This window comes from Sphingomonas daechungensis (genome assembly GCF_014489495.1).
Taxonomy (GTDB): Bacteria; Pseudomonadota; Alphaproteobacteria; order Sphingomonadales; family Sphingomonadaceae; genus Sphingomicrobium; species Sphingomicrobium daechungense.
Genome location: NZ_CP060780.1, coordinates 132755 through 148401, shown reverse-complemented (window position 1 = coordinate 148401; position 15647 = coordinate 132755). Strand labels below are relative to the sequence as shown.

8 protein-coding genes and 5 pseudogenes are annotated in these 15647 nt (G+C 62.5%); 8 read left to right on the top strand and 5 right to left on the bottom strand.

Annotated elements, in window-relative coordinates:
* Position 1: 1 nt before the first annotated feature.
* Positions 2 to 1603 carry a DUF5597 domain-containing protein gene (locus tag H9L15_RS00775; protein WP_187714843.1) on the bottom strand — a complete coding sequence of 534 codons (1602 nt, stop codon included), beginning with the start codon at positions 1601 to 1603 and terminating at the stop codon, positions 2 to 4.
* A 315-nt stretch (positions 1604 to 1918) separates the two neighbouring features.
* On the opposite strand from H9L15_RS00775, the pseudogene H9L15_RS19975 reads away from it, so the two are divergent.
* The 8 genes and pseudogenes from H9L15_RS19975 to H9L15_RS00745 all read left to right on the top strand — a co-directional run.
* Positions 1919 to 2835 (top strand): annotated as a pseudogene (locus tag H9L15_RS19975) (glycoside hydrolase family 3 protein); the annotation flags it as partial.
* A 167-nt stretch (positions 2836 to 3002) separates the two neighbouring features.
* A complete protein-coding gene (locus H9L15_RS16510) occupies positions 3003 to 3653 on the top strand; it encodes a glycoside hydrolase family 3 protein (RefSeq protein ID WP_223276367.1) in 651 nt (216 codons plus the stop codon).
* Positions 3650 to 4198, top strand: coding sequence for a putative glycoside hydrolase (locus H9L15_RS16505; RefSeq protein WP_223276366.1), 549 nt, complete (start codon positions 3650 to 3652; stop codon positions 4196 to 4198). Before H9L15_RS16510 ends, H9L15_RS16505 begins: the two co-directional genes overlap by 4 nt.
* Positions 4199 to 4303: 105 nt before the next feature.
* On the top strand, positions 4304 to 5419 hold the full coding sequence (locus H9L15_RS00765; RefSeq protein WP_187714842.1) for a fumarylacetoacetate hydrolase family protein: 1116 nt from the start codon (positions 4304 to 4306) through the stop codon (positions 5417 to 5419).
* Positions 5416 to 6699: pseudogene (locus tag H9L15_RS00760) on the top strand (aldehyde dehydrogenase family protein); the annotation flags it as partial. The gene H9L15_RS00765 and the pseudogene H9L15_RS00760, both read left to right, overlap by 4 nt.
* Positions 6700 to 6846: 147 nt before the next feature.
* Positions 6847 to 7614, top strand: a complete 768-nt coding sequence (locus H9L15_RS00755) for an SDR family NAD(P)-dependent oxidoreductase (protein WP_398286973.1) — start codon at positions 6847 to 6849, stop codon at positions 7612 to 7614.
* A gap of 20 nt (positions 7615 to 7634) precedes the next feature.
* Entirely contained in the window at positions 7635 to 8858 is a 1224-nt protein-coding gene (locus H9L15_RS00750) for a sialate O-acetylesterase (RefSeq protein WP_187714840.1), read from the top strand.
* Between the two features lie 17 nt (positions 8859 to 8875).
* Complete coding sequence (locus H9L15_RS00745; protein ID WP_262984852.1) at positions 8876 to 9556, top strand: sialate O-acetylesterase; 681 nt, start codon at positions 8876 to 8878, stop codon at positions 9554 to 9556.
* Here H9L15_RS00745 and H9L15_RS00740 read toward each other — a convergent pair.
* The 4 genes and pseudogenes from H9L15_RS00740 to H9L15_RS00725 all read right to left on the bottom strand — a co-directional run bounded on the left by H9L15_RS00740 (position 9549) and on the right by H9L15_RS00725 (position 15589).
* Positions 9549 to 11221: pseudogene (locus tag H9L15_RS00740) on the bottom strand (MFS transporter). The gene H9L15_RS00745 and the pseudogene H9L15_RS00740 sit on opposite strands and share 8 nt — an antisense overlap.
* Positions 11222 to 11230: 9 nt before the next feature.
* Positions 11231 to 13008 (bottom strand): annotated as a pseudogene (locus H9L15_RS00735) (IlvD/Edd family dehydratase).
* A 53-nt stretch (positions 13009 to 13061) separates the two neighbouring features.
* The gene (locus H9L15_RS00730; RefSeq protein WP_187714839.1) at positions 13062 to 14498 is read right to left on the bottom strand and encodes a sugar porter family MFS transporter; all 1437 of its coding nucleotides are present in this window, start codon (positions 14496 to 14498) and stop codon (positions 13062 to 13064) included.
* A 93-nt stretch (positions 14499 to 14591) separates the two neighbouring features.
* Positions 14592 to 15589, bottom strand: a pseudogene (locus tag H9L15_RS00725) (LacI family DNA-binding transcriptional regulator).
* Between the last annotated feature and the right edge of the window lie 58 nt (positions 15590 to 15647).

Here is a 15647-nt window from a genome sequence, read left to right as displayed (position 1 = left end):
TTCAGCGATAGGTTCCAAGCCGAACCTTCAACAGTGTCGGCTTCGCAAGATTCAGTCCGTAGTCGACCTGATCGCCGTTCCAGCGCCGGGCCATGACCCAACGGCCCTTGTCGTAGGTTCCTTCTTCGACGCTCAGGAACTGTGACTGGTCACCGCCTGGCTTGTCGAGCGAGAAGCCAAGCCGGAGGTCGGTCCCAGCAATCAGGAATTCGTCATCGCCCAGCTGAATGATCGCTGCGCCGCCGACCGGCAGTTCCTTTTTCGGCGACATGGTCATGCCGTTCCATTCGGGCTGGCCGAATTGCCAACGGCCGTACATTGCGGTGATCTTCCATTTGCCGAGAACCGCAGTCTGATCCGACGCGTCCTGCGGCTTGGCGAATCCGGCCGTCGGGTGAGCGAACGCCAGCTTGGCCCAATCGCGGGAGATCGGCGCGAGCAAGGCAAACTTGGAAGCGAAGGCGTCGAGCGTCTCCGCGTCGAGCTGTTTCGCGCCAAGCGGAAAATTCGAATAGCCGGTCGTGTCCATACCGAACGGGGACCAGCCGATCGCCCCATTGCCGAGCGCGAGCCAGAAAAAGCGGGCAAACGGCACGTCATTCCCTGTTTCTGGAATGAACAACGGATTGTCCGGTCGCCGATAGTGACCGATCCAGCCGGCATATTTGGCGTAGTCGGAGGAGTAGATGTCGGGTGCCAGGATATCGATGTTCGGCGCCGCGACTTTCCAGATGTCGATGACGTTCCAGTTCGGCCCGCCGCTCGCGGTCCGAAGCACGCCTTCGAGCGTGAACGGATCGGACAGCGACGCATTCGCATACATCGGCAGGTTCAGCTCTGCTTTGCCCGCGGCGGCGACCTCATCGACGTAACGCGCAACATGCCAGGCGTTGAAGGCCTGATCCGCTGTGGCGCCAAAGGCTTGTGACCAGGTGCCGCTCCTGCGCAGCATGCGGGCCAGCTCCGCCGGGATCGGTTGCGCGAACAGGCGCTGCGCGGTCGGGGAGAAATCGCGCGGGATGTCGTAGCTGCCTGTCTCGTTCTGCACCTGCACCATGATGACGGTGTGCTGCGGATCGGCCCCGCGCAGATGTGACATCAGGGCTGCGAATGCCTTCTTGTCGGCCTCGAGTGTCGCGCGCCCGTGCGCCGACATGACGAAGTAGCTCTTTCCGTTCGGCGCGATCTCCCTTGGGAAGCGCCGCGTGTCGGACTTCACCCATTCGGGCGTGTATTGCGGATTGGTGTTCTTCCAGGTGCCGAACCAGAGCAACACCAGCCGGACGTCATTGTCGCGTGCTTGCTTCAGAAGTTCGTCGACGAACGTGAAGTCGAACCGGCCTTCCTGCGGTTCGATCTGTTCCCACGCGACCGGCATTTCCACGGCATTCGCCCGAAGCGTCCGGACCGTTGGCCAGACTTGCGGGAGGGCCGCCACGTAGTTGCTCGAATTGTTCACCTGCGCGCCGAGGATGAGAAACGGCGCGCCGTCCACAAACAAGGCGTGCCGGCCGTCCCTCGTCTCGATCTTGGGAAGCGGCGACCCTGCAAACGAAGGCGTGCTGAAGCACAGCAATAGCATCACAGCGAACTGACGCAGCATTGCCTTCAAGTCCCGCCCCCGCGCCCGCGCAATCATTGCTTTCGAACCGCAACAACGGTTGCTAATGATAGCGCTATCATTGCCGTGGAACGGGATGCACCGGCATCCGGACCAAGGCAAGCGGGGAGAGACATTGATGGGGTATTTGCGCGTGGGAGCGGGCTGGCGTGCGCTCGCGATTGTCGGGCTTCTTGCGAGTACTGCGGGGCGGCGCAGCCCAACGCATCGGCAAATCCGAACGCTTGGCCCAACGTCCATAGCCGCGTGGCTCTCAATCCCGCGCAGGAAGCGCGAATCGACAAGATTCTCGCAAAAATGACGGTCGAGGAGAAAGTCGCGCAGATCGTCCAGCCCGACATCTCCAGCGTGACGCCGGCAGACATGCGCAAGTACAAGTTCGGCTCGATCCTCGCCGGCGGAAACAGCGCGCCAGGTGGGAACGAGAAAGCGCCGGCCGCCGAGTGGCTGAAACTGTCCGATTCCTTCTGGAACGCAGGCAATTCCGCCGCGTGGGCGGGTGAAAAGATCCCGGTGATGTGGGGCGTCGACGCGGTCCACGGCCATGCCAACATCGTCGGCGCGACGATTTTCCCGCAAAACATCGGCCTGGGTGCAATGCGCAACCCGGAACTGATCAAGAAGATCGGTGAGGTCACCGCCAAGGAAATGGCAATCACCGGCATCGATTGGGATTTCTCCCCGACGCTCGCTGTCGTTCGCGACGACCGGTGGGGCGGACCTACGAAGGGTTCTCGGAGGATCCCGAAATCGTCCGCTCCTATGCAGGCAAAATGGTGGAAGGTCTTCAGGGGGTCGCCGGAACACCGGAGTTCCTTGGGCCCGGCAAGGTCATTGCGACGGCCAAGCATTTCGTCGGCGACGGCGGCACGGCGAATGGCAAGGACCAGGGGGACAATCCTTCCACCGATCAGCAGATCAGGGACATTCACGGCGCCGGATATCCACCCGCAGTCGAAGCCGGCGTGCAGACGGTCATGGCGTCATATTCGAGTGTGCGCGGACAGAAGATGCACGGCAATCGTGAGCTCCTGACGAACAGGCTGAAGGGCGACATGCACTTCGACGGTTTCGTCGTCGGCGACTGGAACGGTCATGGGCAGGTTCCGACCTGCACGACGACGAGCTGTCCGGCGGCGGTCAATGCGGGCCTGGACATGTTCATGGCGCCCGACAGCTGGAAGGGTCTTTACGACAGCACGCTCGCACAGGTGAAATCGGGCGAGATCCCCATGACTCGGCTCGATGACGCGGTTCGTCGAATCCTGCGCGTGAAGTTGCGTGCCCATCTATTCGACAAGGGCGCTCCTCGACCCGCCCGTATGCAGGCCGGTTCGACCTGCTCGGCTCGGCCGAACATCGCGCCGTTGCGCGGCAGGCGGTGCGCGAATCCCTGGTCCTGCTCAAGAACGAGGGCCAGCTCCTTCCGCTGTCTCCAAAGACCAACGTCCTGGTTGCGGGTGACGGCGCGGACAACATCGGCAAGCAGTCCGGTGGATGGACGATCACGTGGCAAGGAACGGACCTGACCAAGGCCGACTTCCCGCATGCTCAGTCCATTTTCAGCGGGATCGAGGATGCCGTGAAAGCCGCCGGCGGGACGGCCACTCTCAGCACCGACGGAAGCTATTCGCGCAAGCCCGATGTGGCGATCGTGGTGTTCGGCGAGAATCCCTACGCCGAAATGGTCGGCGACCGCCCCTCGCTCGAATTCAGCCCAAGCGACAAGAGTGCTCTTGAAACGCTCCGCAAGCTGAAGGCGGCCGGTATTCCGACGGTTTCGGTCTTCCTTTCGGGACGTCCGATGTGGGTGAACCCGGAACTCAATTCATCCGACGCGTTCGTTGCGGCATTCCTGCCGGGGAGCGAAGGGGCGGCATCAGCGACGTGCTGTTCCGGGATAGCGCAGGAAACGTGCGGTACGACTTCCGCGGCAAGCTTTCCTTCAGCTGGCCGCGGCGAGCAGACCAGACCCCGCTCAACCGTGGGGACGCGAACTACGATCCTCTGTTCGCCTTCGGCTATGGTTTGACCTTCGCTGACAAGGTCAGCGTTCCCAAGCTTTCCGAGGAAAAGCCGGCTGCGGGTGCTGCGGGCGCCGACGGCGTCTATTTCGCTCGAGGCGCATTGCCGACCGGCTGGTCGTTCGCCACGTCGCCCGGCGTGAACGCTCGCGCGATCGATCGCCGCGGTCAGGAGGATACGCGTCTGTTCACCTTCAACGGTGGAGCGATGCAGTCGGTGCGCCTGACCACGAACCAGCCACTGGACATTGCGCGGGAGACCAATGCAGAACTCAGCCTGCAGGTGGAGTATAGCGTGCGCTCGGCGCCATCCTCCGTCGTCACGGTCGGGATGGAGGGCGTCTCCGTGCCGGTTACCGATACTCTGCGGTCCTCTGCGAAAGACTCGTGGCAGACGCTCACCATTCCGCTTCGCTGCTTCGCCAAGGCGGGCGCGGACATGGCGAAGGTGAGCACGCCTCTGGTGATGAGCACATCCGGACAACTGACGATTGCCGTGTCGGACGTTCGCATCGCCAGCGCAAACGTTCCTCAAGACCGCTGCGCCTTCTAGAACGATGGCAACTTGGAGAAGCCCTTGCGCGAGCATGATTGGTAGCGCTAACAGGGCCGCCGTGTCAGGGATCGATCTCAGGTGACTTCCGCCTTCTCGCCAGAGATGCTGCCAAGCGATTGCACCCGCGCGACTCTTGCGGGACGGCTGCTGCTCGATGAGGGACCGACGCCGGTTCTGATCCGACACGGCAGGGTCGAGGACGTGTCCCGCCAGGCGCCGACAGTTTCGGATCTTCTCGAGCGGGATATTGCGTCGATCCAGGGCGAGCATCTGTTCGATTTGGACGCGTTGTTTTCGCTGGAATGGAAGCGCTTCCTTTCGCCTTTCGATTTGCAGGTCATCAAGGCAGCGGGCGTCACGTTCGCAATCTCCGCAATCGAGCGGGTCATCGAGGAACGCGCCCGTGGCGATTATCGAGAAGCTGCGACGATCCGGGAAAAAGTCGAGGCGGCGATCGGCGGGGCAATTCGCTCGCTGGTTCCGGGAAGCGAGGCCGCGGACCGATTGAAAGCGACATTGATCGAGAACGGACTCTGGTCACAGTATCTCGAAGTCGCAATCGGTCCCGATGCGGAGATTTTCACCAAGACTGCTCCGCTCGCGAGCGTAGGTTGGGGCGCCGAGATTGGCGTGCGATCGGACTCGAGCTGGAACAATCCCGAGCCGGAAGTCGTGCTCGCTGTAAGCAGTCACGGAAAGATCCGCGGCGCGACCTTGGGCAATGACGTCAACCTGCGCGACTTTGAGGGGCGTAGTGCGTTGCTCCTCAGCAAAGCCAAGGACAACAATGCGTCCTGCGCGATCGGACCATTCATTCGCTTATTCGACGAGCATTTCACCATCGAGGATGTCCGCACTGCGGTGATCGATCTGGCGATCGAAGGCGATGATGGTTTCACGCTCGAAGGGCGTAGCCTGATGAGCGAGATCAGCAGGCCGCCGGAGGAATTGGTTCGCCAGGCGATGAGCGAGCACCACTATCCCGACGGCTTCGCCCTGTTCCTGGGCACATTGTTTGCGCCCACGGACGACCGTGATGAACCGGGCCGCGGATTCACGCACAAGATCGGCGATGTCGTCCGGATTTCGACGCCGACAATCGGCGCGCTGGTCAATCGGGTGACGACTTCGAAGGACGCGCCACCCTGGGAATTTGGAATGCGCGACTTGATGCGAAACCTCGCTTCGCGCGGGCTACTGGAAAGTGAAGTTCAATGACTGACACGCTGACGCATTTCATCGGCGGCGAAGCCGAGGCCGGCGATGCCGTCGGCGAGAGCATCAACCCGTCCAATCTCGATGATGTCGTCGCTCGCTATCCGAAGGCGACGCCGGCCGATGTCGACCGTGCCGCGAAGGCCGCTCGCGAGGCGTTTCCGGCATGGTCCGAAGCTTCGCCCGAAGTCCGCTCGGACGTTCTCGACCGCGCCGGCACTCTCGTGATGCAGCGCGCGAAGGAACTCGGCGAACTGCTGTCGCGGGAAGAAGGCAAGACGCTTCCCGAGGGCACCGGGGAAGTCATGCGTGCCGCGCGCATCCTCAAGTATTTCGCCGGCGAGGCCCTGCGGCGTCACGGCCAGGCGCTCGAGTCGACGCGCCCGGGCATCGATGTCACGACTCATCGCGAAGCGGTGGGTGTGTTCGGCATGATCACGCCGTGGAATTTCCCAATCGCTATCCCAGCGTGGAAGGCCGCGCCCGCACTGGCGTTCGGCAATACGGTCGTGATGAAGCCCGCAACTCCGACGCCTGCGATTGCGCATGCGCTCGCAGCCATCATCCACGAGGCTGGCGCGCCTCCGGGCGTGTTCAACCTCGTCATCGGCGAGGGTGGGATCGGGAGCGCGATTGTTGACCATCCGGAGATCGACGGCATTTCCTTCACGGGTTCGCAGGGCGTTGGCGCCTTGGTCGGACAAGGTGCCATCAAGCGGCAGGCGCGCGTTCAGCTCGAAATGGGCGGCAAGAACCCGCTCGTCGTTCTTGATGACGCGGACATCGAACGGGCGGTGACCTGTGCGATCGATGGCGCCTTCTTCGGCACCGGGCAGCGTTGCACCGCTTCGTCTCGCATCATTGTCACGGAGGGCATCCACGATCGTTTCGTGGAGGCTCTTGCGGAACGCGCTCGCTCTCTCAGGGTCGGCGATGCGCTCGATCCGACTTCACAGATCGGGCCGGCGGTCAGCCAAGGCCAGCTGGAACAAAACCTCAACTACGTCGAGATCGCGAAGGGCGAAGGCGGCAAGGTGCTGACCGGCGGCGAGGCGTTGAAGCTCGACAAGCGGGGTTACTACATGGCGCCGACCGTCATTTCCGACACGGCTCCCGATCAGCGGATCAATTGCGAAGAAGTTTTCGGACCGGTCGCAAGCACCGTGCGGGTCAAGGATTACGACGAGGCGCTGGAAATCGCCAATCGCGGCCAGTTCGGGCTTTCAGCCGGCATCGTCACCAATTCGCTGAAGCATGCCCGCGATTTCCGTTGGAAAGTGAAAGCGGGAATGGTGATGGTCAACTTGCCAACGGCCGGTGTCGATTATCACGTTCCGTTCGGGGTACTCGCAAGTCGAGTTACGGCGCCCGCGAGCAGGGCTTCGCCGCGGTCGAATTCTACACGCAAACTAAGACCGTATACGTGGGGGCTGAATTCATTGGCTGAGCAACAAACGGGCCGCGCGGCATACTCAAGCCTCCGCGGCAGGCGGGTATTGGTTACGGGCGGGGGCTCGGGCATCGGTGCGGCGATTGTCGAGGGCTTTGCGAAGCAAGACTCCGACGTTGTCTTCTTCGACGTATGCGAGAGCGAGTCGCGCGCCGTTGCCGATGCATGTGGCGCAAGGTTCGTCGTCAACGACCTCACAAATATCGCTGATACGAAGCAGGCGATCGCGAGACTCGAGAAGGAGGGTGGCCCGTTTGACGTCCTGGTCAACAATGCTGCGAACGACGACCGGCATTCGATCGATGATGTGACCGAGGAATATTGGGACAATCGAGTCAACGTGAACCTGAAGCACTTGTTCTTCTGTTCGCAGGCCGTGGTTCCAGGCATGCGGGCCAAGGGCGGTGGCGTGATCGTCAACCTCGGTTCGATCAGTTGGCACCTCGGTCTTCCAGACCTGGTTTTGTACCAGACATGCAAGGCCGCGATCGAAGGTCTGACCCGAGCGCTGGCCCGCGACCTCGGCACGCATAATATCCGCGTCAATTGTGTTGTTCCCGGAAACGTCCGGACGCCGCGTCAGCTCAAATGGTACACGCCGGAAGGTGAGGCGGAGATCGTCGCCGCGCAGAGCCTGAAGGGCAGGATGGTTCCGGAGGATATTGCGGCAATGGTCCTGTTCCTGGCTTCCGACGATGCCAGGTTCACCACTGGTCATAATTATTGGGTGGATGCCGGCTGGCGGTGAGACCGCGTCAGGGGAGGAATATGCGTCGACTAGCGTTCGTGCTCCTGGCGAGCACCTGTTCGGTTGCCAACGCCGCGCCGCAATTCAACAGCCTCTTCTCAGACCACGCCGTGCTTCAAAGGAACCGCCCGATCGCCGTCTGGGGAATGGCGGCGCCCGGAGAAAGGCTCAGTGTTTCGATCGCCGCTGTCGCTCGTTCGGCAACCGCCGATGCCAAGGGCAATTGGCGCGTCGAACTTCCGCCCATGAAGGCAGGCGGTCCCTTTGAGTTGAGCGCTTCGAGCGCTTCCGGGCGTGTGACGGCAGGCGATATCCTTGTCGGTGACGTCTGGCTCTGTTCCGGTCAATCGAACATGGAGCTGCCGGTCAGCCGTGGCCTCGACAGCTGGAACCAGACTCAGTCGGCGAACGATCCCGAACTGCGGGTCGTCACCATCCCGCATGTTTCCGGTTCGGCGGTGAAAGCGACGATCGAGGCGCCGATCAAGTGGCAAGCAATCACACCGCAAACGGTCGGCGATTTCTCCGCCGCCTGTTACTACATGGTTCGCGATCTCCGGCGGTCGCAAAAGGTGCCCATCGGCGCAATCAATGCGAGTTGGGGTGGAACCCCGATCCGTTCATGGCTGGATGAAACCGGCGCTGCAGCGACCGGGGGTGATGACTATGACCAGCTGAAGCTCTTCCGCAGAGATCCGACTGCCGCAAACAAGGCTTTCGGAGAGAATTGGGCTGCGTGGTGGCGAACCAAGACCGGCAACAAGCCGGGGCAGGAGCCGTGGAATGCCAGCGACAGACTGAACTGGGCGGCGGTCCCGCGGATTACGTATTGGGAACAGTGGGGCGATCGAAAGTTTGCCGACTTCAACGGCATGGTGTGGATGCGAAAGCGCTTCACCCTCACGCCCGCCGAGGCCGCGAAAGAAGCCACGATTTCCTTGTCCGTGATTGATGAGCTCGACGAGACATTCGTGAACGGGGTCGCTGTCGGCGGCAGCTATACCTGGGAGGCTCCGCGCAACTACCGGATCCCTGCCGGAGTCCTTCGCGCTGGCAATAACGAAGTTCTCGTCAACGTCTCCGATGGCTCTGGAGCGGGCGGCCTGAGTGGGCCTGCCGACCAGGTGAAGCTCACTCTAGCGGACGGCACGGTCAAGCCGCTGGGCGAGGGCTGGCAATACTCGGTTGTTGCTCAGGCCCGAGTGGCGCTCCTCAAGCGCCCTGGGATTCGGCCCAGGGACTGACGGCGATCTACAACGGCATGATCGCGCCTCTTCGCGATTACGGCCTGACCGGAGTGGCCTGGTATCAAGGCGAGGCGGACGTCGGCCGGCCGGGCAGTTATGCCGACCCACTGGGAGCCATGATGCGAGGTTGGCGCGCGCAATTCCGGCAGCCGGAGCTTCCGTTCCTGATTGTCAGCCTCGCCAACTTCGGGCCCTCGGCGTCGAAGCCGGTTGTCAGTGGGTGGGCGGACCTGCGCGACCAGCAAAGACTAGGCGTCGGTCGCGATGCGAATGCGGCACTTGTCATCGCCATGGATCTCGGCGAGCGCCTCGACATTCACCCCGCGAACAAGATCGAACTCGGTAGCAGGCTCGCTCGCGCGGCCGAAGCGCGCGCTTATGGATCATCGACGCCGGTCGGACCCGAAGTCGTCGGTGCGCGACGAACGGCCAATGGCATCGAGGTCGAGTTCAAGGGTGTCACCGGTGCGTTGCAGACGTGGAGTGGCACGCGCGCACTGGCGTTTGAACTCTGCGGGACGACCCAAAAGAGTTGTCGTTATGCCGATGCAGTTGCTTCAGGAGCCAATGTACGCCTTGTCGATGATGGCAAGCCGGTGACGCGGGTTCGCTACGCGTGGGCCGATACGCCGGTCACCAATCTGTACGATGAGGCGCAGCTCCCGCCGGGACCGTTCGAGGTTCCGGTCAACTAATCGGCAACGGCGCGGCCCGCGTCTCGGGCAGAAGCAACAGCCCGACGACCACCGTGAGTAGCGCCACCCCGACCGGGTACCACAGCCCTGAATAGATGTTTCCGCCGGCGGCCACGATCGCGAATGCAATGGTCGGAAGGAAGCCTCCAAACCAGCCGTTGCCGATGTGGTAAGGCAGGGACATCGATGTGTAGCGGATTCGCGCAGGGAACAGCTCGACCAGCAACGCGGCAATGGGTCCGTAGACCATCGTGACGTAGAGCACGAGGACGAACAGAAGCAGGATTGCAAGGCCGTGGTTCACCTGCGCGGGGTCGGCCTTGCTCGGGTAGCCCGCCGCTTTCAGGGCCTCGCCTGCGGAGGCCTGAAATGCCTTGATTGCACCTGCCTTATCGTCGCCCCCAAGGTTGGCGCATCCGGCGCGAACAGAATCTTTTCGCCGATTACGAGCTGCGCTGGAGACCCCGGCAAAGCGGATTGATTTTCGTAGCTCACCCGGCCTTGGCCACGAAGGCCTTCACGATATCGCACGAGCGCCGGTCGAACTTGTTCTTGCCCACCGGGTCGAACTGGACCGAGCAATCCGCGGGATCGGCAACGATGGTGACCGGCGAACGGGACTGCGCTGCCGCCAGCGCCGGATTTACCGCGCCGGCCAGCGCATGGAACAGCGGGAAATAGGTCAGCGCCGCCAACAGGCAGCCGGTGAGGATGATCGGCTTGCGCCCGATGCGGTCGGACAGCCAGCCGAAGAACACGAAGAACGGCGTTCCGAGCGCAAGCGCAGCCGCGATCATGATGTTGGTGCTCGCGCCGTCGAGCTTCAGCGTCTTCTCCAGAAAGAACAGCGCGTAGAACTGGCCGGTGTACCAGACCACAGCCTGACCGGCGACGGCGCCGAACAGTGCGATCAAGACCAGGCGGAGATTGGACCAGCGCCCGAAGGCTTCGGTCAGCGGCGCCTTCGACGTCGCGCCTTCAGCCTTCATGCGCTGGTAGACCGGACTCTCGTTGAGCTGCAGCCGGATCCACAGCGATACGCCAAGCAGCAGGATCGAAAGCAGGAATGGGATCCGCCATCCCCACGACGCGAACGCCTCTTCACCAATCAGCGAACGCGTGCCGATCACGATCAGCAGCGTCGCGAAGAGTCCCAGCGTAGCGGTCGTCTGGATCCAGCTCGTGAAGAATCCGCGCTTCCCCTCCGGCGCATGCTCGGCGACATAGATGGCCGCGCCGCCATATTGTCCGCCGAGAGCAAGTCCCTGGAGCAGGCGCAGCAGGACGAGCAGGGTGGGGCCAGGATCCCCGCGGTAGCATAGCTCGGCAGCAGTCCGACGGCGAACGTGGAGAACCCATGATCCCCATGGTGACGAGGAACGTGTTCTTGCGCCCGACGAGATCGCCGATCCGCCCGAAAACGAGCGCTCCAAACGGCCTTACGAAGAAGCCGGCAGCGAATGCCGCGAGGGCGAGGATGAAGCCGGTCGTCTCGTTGACGCCGGAGAAGAATTGCGCGGTGAGAATCGTCGCAAGGAGGCCGTACAGGTAGAAGTCGTACCACTCGAAGATCGTGCCTAGCGACGAGGCTGCAATGACCAGTTTCGAATTTTGGCTGGTGACCGAAGCATCGTCATTGGTGGCGGCCTCTGCTTCGGTTGCCATTGTTCCCCCTCAGTGATTGTGACGCGGAGTGCGGTTCGATGTGCCCCGGTACTTGACCGCGAACTCGAGTACCGCACCTTCGCCCATCTGGCCGGTCTTTTCGCGATACAACTCTTCCCAGGGCGTATTGCTCTCCGGGATTGGCGGGGGCGAATCCGTCTTGCGCCGCGCAATCTCGACGTCGTCGACGAGCGCGTCGCAGCGCCCGTTCTTGAGGTCGATCCGGATCGTGTCGCCCGTCCGCAGCCATGACAGCCCGCCGCCTGCAGCGCTCTCGGGCGAGGCATTGAGGATCGAGGGACTGTCCGACGTGCCGGACTGCCGCCCGTCACCCAGCGTCGGCAGGCTGGTGATACCACGCTGAAGCAGCGCATCAGGCGGCTGCATGTTCACGACTTCGGCCGATCCCGGCCAGCCGATCGGGCCCGAGCCACGAATGACGAGGATACAGTTCTCGTCGATGCCCAGCGAAGGATCGTTGATCCGATGGTGATAATCGTCGGAGCCATCGAAGACGACTGCGCGCGCCTCGAACACGTTCTCATGTCCCGGGCGACTGAGGTATCGATTCCGGAATTCCTCCGAGATCACGCTCGTCTTCATGATCGCGAAGTCGAACAAGTTCCCGTGCAGCACCAGGAAGCCGGCGTGCTCCTTGAGGGCTGGGCATAAGGACGGATCACGTCGCGGTCCGTGGCCTCGCGACCATTGAGGTTGTCGGCTTGCGAGCGTCCGGTAACAGTAAGGGCGTCCGCATCGAGCTTGCCGGCCTGCAGCAGCTCCCACATCACCGCAGGAACTCCGCCAGCGCGATGGAAACGCTCGCTGAGGTATTGACCGGCAGGCTGCACGTTCGCGAGCAAGGGGATGTCGTAGCCGAACTCCATCCAGTCGGTCGGCCAGAGTTCCACACCCGCATGACGCGCCATTGCGACAATGTGCGGCTGGGCGTTCGTTGACCCGCCAAGCGCGCTGACGAGCCGGATCGCATTGAGGAATGATTGCCGCGTCAGAATCTTCGATGGGCGCAGATCCTCATACGCCATTTCGACGATGCGACGGCCGGTCTCGTAGGCGATCTGGCCGCGTTCCCGATACGGCGCCGGGATCGCTGCATTGCCGGGGAGGGACAGGCCCAGCGCTTCCGACACGGCATTCATCGTCGAGGCCGTGCCCATCGTGTTGCAATGCCCCGGCGAAGGCGCGGAGTCGGCCGCGCGGCGAAGGAACTCCGCCTCGTCGATCTTGCCTGCGGCGAGCAACCGCCGCGAGCGCCAGATAACCGTGCCGGATCCCACCAGCTCGCCCTCATGCCAGCCATCGAGCATCGGGCCGCCGGACAAGGTGATTGCCGGAATGTCGACCGTGCAGGCCGCCATGATGCTCGCCGGCGTCGTCTTGTCGCATCCGGTCGTGAGCACCACGGCATCGATTGGGTAGCCGTTCAGCGTCTCGACAAGCCCGAGGTAAGCGAGATTGCGGTCCAGCGCGGCGGTCGGCCGCCGGCAGTTTTCGAAGATCGGGTGCATGGGAAATTCCATTGGAATTCCGCCAGCATCGCGAATGCCGGCCTTCACGCGTTCCACCAGTTGCAGGTGGATGCGGTTGCATGGCACCAGGTCCGACCCCGATTGCGAGATGCCGATGACCGGCTTCCCGCTCCTGAGCTCGTCCGGCGTAAGGCCGTAGTTCATGTAGCGCTCCAGATAGAGCGCAGTCATGTCGCTCCGTCCCGGCGCGTCGAACCACTCGCGCGATCGGAACGGACGGACAGGCGTTCGCGTCATCCCAAACTCCGGAAGCGCAGGGCGCGGTCTGAAGAACCGCGCCCGAGACGCTGTTAGCCCTGCATTTCCTCGAGCTCTTTGCCCTTCGTCTCATGCACGAACTTTTGCACGAGGAAGAAGCTGATGACCGCGCAGACGCCATAGAAAACGTAACTGCCGGTCAGGCTCCAGGCGGCCATGGCCGGGAAGCTGAACGAGATGAGGAAGTTCGCGAACCATTGGCAAAAGCCCGCAACCGCAAGGGCGGACCCGCGAATCTGGTTCGGGAACATCTCCCCGAGCATGACCCACATCACCGGGCCCCAGGAAACGTTGAAGAAGATCACGTACAGGTTCGCAGCGACCACTGCGATCATGCCGAGGTCCTTCGACAGCACCAAATTGCCTTCGGGATCGAGCGACCCGTGACTAAAGGCGTAGACCATGACGAACAGCGTCACGGCCATGCCGGCAGAGCCGATCAGCAGCAGCGGCTTGCGCCCGATCTTGTCGATCACCGCGATGGTGATGAAGCAGGCGGCGATCGAAACGGCGCCCGAGACGATGTTGATCAGAAGCGCATCATTCTCGGTGAAGCCGGCGAGCTGCCAGAGCGTCGCCCCGTAATAAAAGATGACGTTGATGCCGACGAGCTGCTGAAACACAGCGAGCATGATCCCGACCCAGACGATTGGTCGAACACCCATGAATCCGTGCGAGCCCTCGGGCGCAAGAACGTCGCTGAGCCGCGGACGGTGATCGCTGCTGAAGGTCGCCCGGATTTCTTCCAGCTTGGTACTGGCGATATCGCTTCCGAACAGTTTGGTGAGAACTGTCGTTGCGCTTTCGTCTCGTCCCTTCGAGACGAGATAGCGCGGACTTTCCGGAATGAAGTACAAAGCGACAAGGAAGATCGCGGCCGGAATGGCCTGCATCAGATACATCCAGCGCCACGCTTCCAGGCCCAACCAGAAACTGGCGGTTGAAACACCGGCGGTGGCGGCCAGGAAATAATTGACCAGGAACGCGGCCGTCAGACCGGTGATGATCATGATTTGCTGGACGGTCGTCATACGCCCGCGAATGCTCGCAGGGGCGACTTCCGAGATATAAGCGGGCGAAAGAACGCTCGCGGCGCCCACGGCCATGCCGCCCAGAATCCGCGCGAGCACGAATAACAGGTGGTCGTGGGAGAGGCCCTGCACAATGGCCCCGATCAGGAAGAGCAGGGCGGTCAGGCGCATGACGTTGCGGCGACCGAAGATGTCAGCGAGCCGACCGGCGAAAAACGCGCCGATGAAGCAGCCGATAAGGAGCGACGCCACCGTGAAGCCGAGCCCGTTGCTGGGCGAGAAGCTGCCCGGAACAAGGTTGAATGCTGCGGTCAGGCCGGGCTGGGTACCGTTCACGGCACCGCTGTCATATCCGAACAGGAAACCGCCAATCGTCGCGACCGCGACGATTGCGCCAATGTACCCCATGTTGGCACGCTGTGGACTTGCCTCAACCATACTCTCTCCCCGCATGGCGCGAATCGGTTGACCCGCCACTGATTGTTAGCGCTAACTTGTCGCGTGCCCCTGACGAATTGCAAGGGGCACCATCTAACTGTTTCCCCGACCTCCAAGCTCAGGCGGCGGGCCGGAAGATTCGCGGACAATCAGTTCGTGCTCGAGCACGCGCTCAGCTGGAACCGGCGGCAAGCCGTGACGCCGGCTCCGCAAATCCGCGAGCAAGAGATCCATCGCTGCGGCGGCCATTGCGGCAACCGGCTGACGGATGGTGGTCAGCTCGGGCCAGACTGTCGTCGCGGGCGAAGTGTCGTCAAATCCGACCACGCTGAGATCGCCGGGAACGTCGAGCCCGCGCCGGTGAGCGACGCTGACAACGGCCGCTGCCATGTCATCGTTGCTTGCGAAAATGGCGGTGGGCCGATTGGGGCTGTCGAGCAGTTTCTCTGCCGCTTCCAACCCGGAGCGGAACGTAAAATATCCCTGCTCGACCTGCACATCGGCGGGGTCGAGTCCCGCGGCCTGGACAGCCGCGCGAAAGCCGCGCTCACGCTCGGTGCCGGCAATGTGCTGGGGATGCCCTTGATCAAGGCAATGCGGCGATGGCCGAGATTGATGAGGTAATTCGTGATCTCGGCAGCCGCGCCGAAGTCGTCGATGCGAACGTTAAGCGCGTTGGCGTAAAGCTTGCCCATTGCGACAGTGACCACCGGCGTTTCCGACTTCGCGAGCTCGGTCAGAATGGGCACGGACTCCGACAGCGGCGGCGGGAGGATGACGCCTTCAACGTCAGCCGCTGCGATGTGTGTTGCGGCCTGGGTGTGCGCTGACTCGTCCTCGTCTTCGCAGGCTTCGATGACCAGGTGGGTGCCGGTCTTGCGCGCTTCGTCGAGCGCGCCGACAAGGAATTGGCTAAGATACGCGGCGCTCGGGTTTGAATAGAGCAGACCGACGTGAGTCGCCTCGCCAGCAGCGAGGCTCCGAGCGGCCATGTTCGGCGAATAGCGGAGCTCGCTGACGGCCTTCAGAACGCGGGCGCGAGTTTTGTCGCGGACGTTCTTCTCCTTGTTGATGACGCGTGACACCGTCATCGCGGAGACGCCGGCCGCCCGCGCAACATCCTCGATCGTGACGGTCCCCGGCTTCGCC

Excerpts from the sequence above, each read along its gene's own strand:
- H9L15_RS00775 (WP_187714843.1), bottom strand. The coding sequence starts at position 1,603 with ATGCTGCGTCAGTTCGCTGTGATGCTATTGCTGTGCTTCAGCACGCCT.
- H9L15_RS00745 (WP_262984852.1), top strand. The coding sequence starts at position 8,876 with ATGATCGCGCCTCTTCGCGATTACGGCCTGACCGGAGTGGCCTGGTAT.
- H9L15_RS00750 (WP_187714840.1), top strand. The coding sequence starts at position 7,635 with ATGCGTCGACTAGCGTTCGTGCTCCTGGCGAGCACCTGTTCGGTTGCC.
- H9L15_RS00730 (WP_187714839.1), bottom strand. The coding sequence starts at position 14,498 with ATGGTTGAGGCAAGTCCACAGCGTGCCAACATGGGGTACATTGGCGCA.
- H9L15_RS00765 (WP_187714842.1), top strand. The coding sequence starts at position 4,304 with ATGCTGCCAAGCGATTGCACCCGCGCGACTCTTGCGGGACGGCTGCTG.